Source organism: Streptomyces sp. NPDC001880 (assembly GCF_053594575.1).
In genome coordinates this window covers 1-3,771 of sequence record NZ_JBSFET010000212.1, presented here as the reverse complement: position 1 = coordinate 3,771, position 3,771 = coordinate 1, and the positions used below count along the sequence as shown (strand labels likewise).

2 protein-coding genes and 1 pseudogene are annotated in these 3,771 nt (G+C 69.8%); 1 reads left to right on the top strand and 2 read right to left on the bottom strand.

Annotated features, from left to right (window positions below; translation table 11 throughout):
• Positions 1 to 212: 212 nt before the first annotated feature.
• Together ACWCQ6_RS36265 and ACWCQ6_RS36260 are read right to left on the bottom strand one after the other, a co-directional pair.
• Positions 213 to 1,607 (bottom strand): NAD(P)/FAD-dependent oxidoreductase, encoded by a 1,395-nt coding sequence (locus tag ACWCQ6_RS36265; protein WP_451096643.1) that lies wholly within the window; start codon positions 1,605 to 1,607, stop codon positions 213 to 215.
• Positions 1,608 to 2,014: 407 nt separating this feature from the next.
• Positions 2,015 to 2,767, bottom strand: a complete 753-nt coding sequence (locus ACWCQ6_RS36260; protein WP_451096641.1) for an RraA family protein — start codon at positions 2,765 to 2,767, stop codon at positions 2,015 to 2,017.
• Between the two features lie 169 nt (positions 2,768 to 2,936).
• Between ACWCQ6_RS36260 and ACWCQ6_RS36255 the strand changes: the two are divergent.
• A pseudogene (locus ACWCQ6_RS36255) lies at positions 2,937 to 3,602 on the top strand (alpha-L-fucosidase).
• Positions 3,603 to 3,771 lie beyond the last annotated feature (169 nt).

Genomic DNA, 3,771 nt, shown 5'->3' with positions numbered 1-3,771 from the left:
TGTCCTTGAAGGCGCCCCAGGTCTTGTCGTAGTAGGCGCGGAAGTCGGCGATCCGGGCGTCGTCGTACTGGCTGTCACCCATCGTCAGATAGAACGGCCGCCGCCGGCCATGCTCTCCTCCATGGCGGCCTCCGCGATCCGGTTGCCCAGTACCTGCCCGGAGCGCAGGGGCAGCGGCGAAGGGAAGAGGGGACAGGAGCCGGGAAGCGGGCTCAGCTGTCGAAGCCGAGCCCGAATCGGTCGAGCGTCCGCAGCCAGAGGTTACGGCGCCCCGCGTTGCGGTCGGCGCATGCCATGGACCACTTGGTGATGCCGATCCCGGCGGAGCGGATGGGCTCGGGCGGGAAGGGCAGGGGCTTCCTGCGGACAAGCTCCAGCCCGGTCCGCTCGGTGCGTTCGCCCGCCAGGAGGTCGAGCATGACCTCGGCACCGAAGCGGGTGGCCCCCACGCCGAGGCCGGTGAATCCGGCTGCGTAGGCGACTTTGCCGTGGTGGCTCGTGTCGAAGAACACGCAGAAGCGGGTACTGGTGTCGATCGCGCCACCCCAGCAGTGGGTGAAGCGGACGCCCTCCAGCTGCGGGAAAGTCGTGAAGAAATGCCGGGCGAGAGTGGCGAAGGTCGCGGGCCGCCGATCGTGTTCGGCGCTGACGCGGCCGGCGTAGTGGTAGACGGCATCGTATCCGCCCCACAGGATCCGGTTGTCGGCGGAGAGCCGGACGTAGTGGAACTGGTTGGCGCTGTCCGCGAAGCCCTGTCGGCGGGACCAGCCGACGGAGGCGAGCTGAGCCTCGGTCAGCGGCTCGGTCATCAACGCGTAGTCGTAGACGGGGACGGTGTACGGGCGGTGGCGCCGCAGCAGCGAGGGATAGGCGTTGGTGGCGAGCGCGACGCGTCGGGCGGTGATCCGGCCGTAGGACGTGCGGACGGTGATCACGGCACCGTGCTCGTCGAGCGCCACGGCGGGAGTGTGCTCGTACACCCGGACGCCGAGGTCGAGGCAGGCTCGTTTGAGCCCCCAGGCGAGCCGGGCGGGATTGACCATGGCGATGTCGTCCTTGTTCCACAGGCCGCCGAGGAACGTCGGGGAGTCGATCTCGGCGCGGACGGCATCGGCGTCGAGAAGGACCGGCTTGCCGCCGTACCGGGCGGCGGCCGCGGCCTCCTCCGCGAGGCCGTCGAGCTGATAGGGCTCGGTGGCCACGACGATGGAGCCGGTGCGTTCCCAGTCGCAGCCGATACCGTGTCGGTGGATGGTGTCCTCCATGGCCTGGAGGTTCTCCCGGCCGAGCCGTTCCAGGAGGCCGATCTCCTCGGGCCAGCGCTGCAGGCCGTTGTGCAGGCCGTGAGTCAGGCTGGACTCGCAGAATCCGCCGTTGCGGCCGGACGCGGCACCGCCGGCCTCGTCCGCTTCGACGAGCACCACGTCGGCCGCCGGGTCGCGTTCCTTGGCGACGAGGGCGGTCCACAGCCCGGTGTAACCACCGCCGACCACGAGCAGGTCGCAGGTGGTGCCGCCGACGAGGGCGGGAGCGGGCTGCGGGCGGCGCGGGTCGTCGAGCCAGAACGGGGTCGGCTCGGCGTCCCTGAGCGAGGAGAGGTGGTCCATGGGGGTTCCTTCGGATCGCGGAGGAACCCGGACACCCGGGCCCTCCGAAGTACCGCCCATGAGACTCCGGCGCCCATCACAACGTCAATGGTGTTGACGTAAGAGCCGCGGCGCTCCCCGAGAGGCTGAGCGAGGCCGTGGCGGCCGGCTGATCCCGTCGGCCCCGCCTGCCGTTCACCCCCCGGTCCGCCGGGCGCGAAGCGGGCGACAGCCTCCCGTACGCCGCGTGCGGAAGCTCTCAGCAGGGCGCGGTGGGTCGACCGGGTCGGCGCCGCGGACATCGGCCGTGTTCCGGGCCGGGCCCCCGAGAGCCGTCCCGGGACCTCGGGGCCCGGCACCTCGCAGGCGTACCTTCTGCCGCCCGGCACCGTTCGCCGGAGCTGCGGTTCCGGGCGGCGCGCCGGGGCTCAGGTGGCGGCGGGCCGGCTGGCCAGGTACTCGGTCAGGCCCTCGCCGGTGAGCGGGTAGTAGTCGGAGAGCCGTCCGCCCTCGTCGAGACGGCGGCGGGCGAACTCCTCCCGGTCCTGGTGCAGCAGGGAGTCCTCGGCGAGCGGGATCGCGTTCCGCTGCGGTACGACGACGGCGCCGTCCTCGTCGGCGACGATCAGGTCGCCGGGCGTCACCAGCGAGCCGCCGACGCCGACCGGCACATTGAACGCGGACGGGAAGAGCTCGGTCTGCGAGGCGTAGTGCGGGGTGACTCCGGTGCACCAGACGGGCACGCCGAGCGCGCGGACCCGGGCCGCGTCGCGCACCCGTCCGTCCACCACGATGCCGGCGCCGCCGCGCAGCTTGAAGTAGCGCACGAGCATGTCGCCGAGGCAGCCGGTGAAGTGGCTGCCTCGGGCCGACACGACGAGCACATCGCCGGGCCGGATGGATTCGAGGACGCCCCACAGCGGGGTCTTGCGCTCGATGTCCTCCTGCTCCGCGCCGTTGAAGACGTCCTCGCGCTGCGGCAGGAACTCCAGCGTCACCGCACCTCCGGTGATCTTGATGTCCGGCTCGCGGTGCAGCGGCACGGGGCCGTCGATGAACGTCCTGGTGATGCCCATCTGATGCAGCTTCGCGCAGGCCGTCGCCGCACTCACGCCCTTGAGGGCTTCCACCATCTGTGAGGTGGGTCGTACGTAGGCCGAGGTGTGGACCGGCGCTCGCATCGACTCATACGTACGGTTCTCCTCCGTTCCCTTGATGCAGGTCGCCCTCGTCGACGGCGCTTCCTGATCCCCAATCGGGTGCATGCACTTGCCTCTCCGCGTGCTCGCCGCACGCAACGCCAGTGACATCATCGCCTATCGATGGTAGATAACAGCCAATCGATTAGTGATGTCAATGTGTCAGGAGTCGTCCGTGAGCGATGCTTCCACCGATTTCGCTGATTCCCCTGTCCGCACCGGGTGGTTCGAGGCATCGCGCTTCGGGCTCTTCGTCCACTTCGGCCTGTACGGCCTGACTGCTCGGCACGAGTGGGTACGCAGCCGGGAGTCCATGTCCCAGCAGACGTACGACCGTTACCTGCACCGGCTCGATCCCGATCTCTTCGACGCCCGGCAACTGGCGTGAACCGCACGTGAGTCCGGGATGCGCTACGCGGTGCTCACCGCCAAGCATCACGACGGTTTCTGCCTGTTCGGCTCGGCCCTGTCCGCCTGCACCTCGGTGCACGCGACCGGCCGCGACCTGGTGCGCGAGTTCGTCGACGCGATGCGCGCCGAAGGTCCGCGTGTCGGCCTGTACTACTCGCTGCTCGACTGGCACCACCCCGACTTCACGGTCGACGGACACCACCCGCTACGGGACACCGAGGCCCGGCGGGAGCCGCGCGACATAGCGCGCGCACGCTCACGCTCCGCTCCCCGCACCCCAAGACCGCGTGGCCGTACGGTGGTTGCCCGCCGACGGGAGCGACGAGGACCGGTGGAACGAACTCAGAGGTTTGGCGCAGCACCCTTGAAGAAGCGGGGTGCCGCCCCTAGCATCAGCAATCGATAGACGATAGCGGTGGAGGCGAGGGCTACGCCCCGCCTCCACCGCATCGCACCACCCCGCCGGGCGGCCCGCACCGCGGACCGCCCCCGGGCCCCCCCCGCGACAGGTACCCCCGGCAAACTTCGACATAACACCAGCAATCCATTAATAAAAAATGAAAAGCACACTTCAT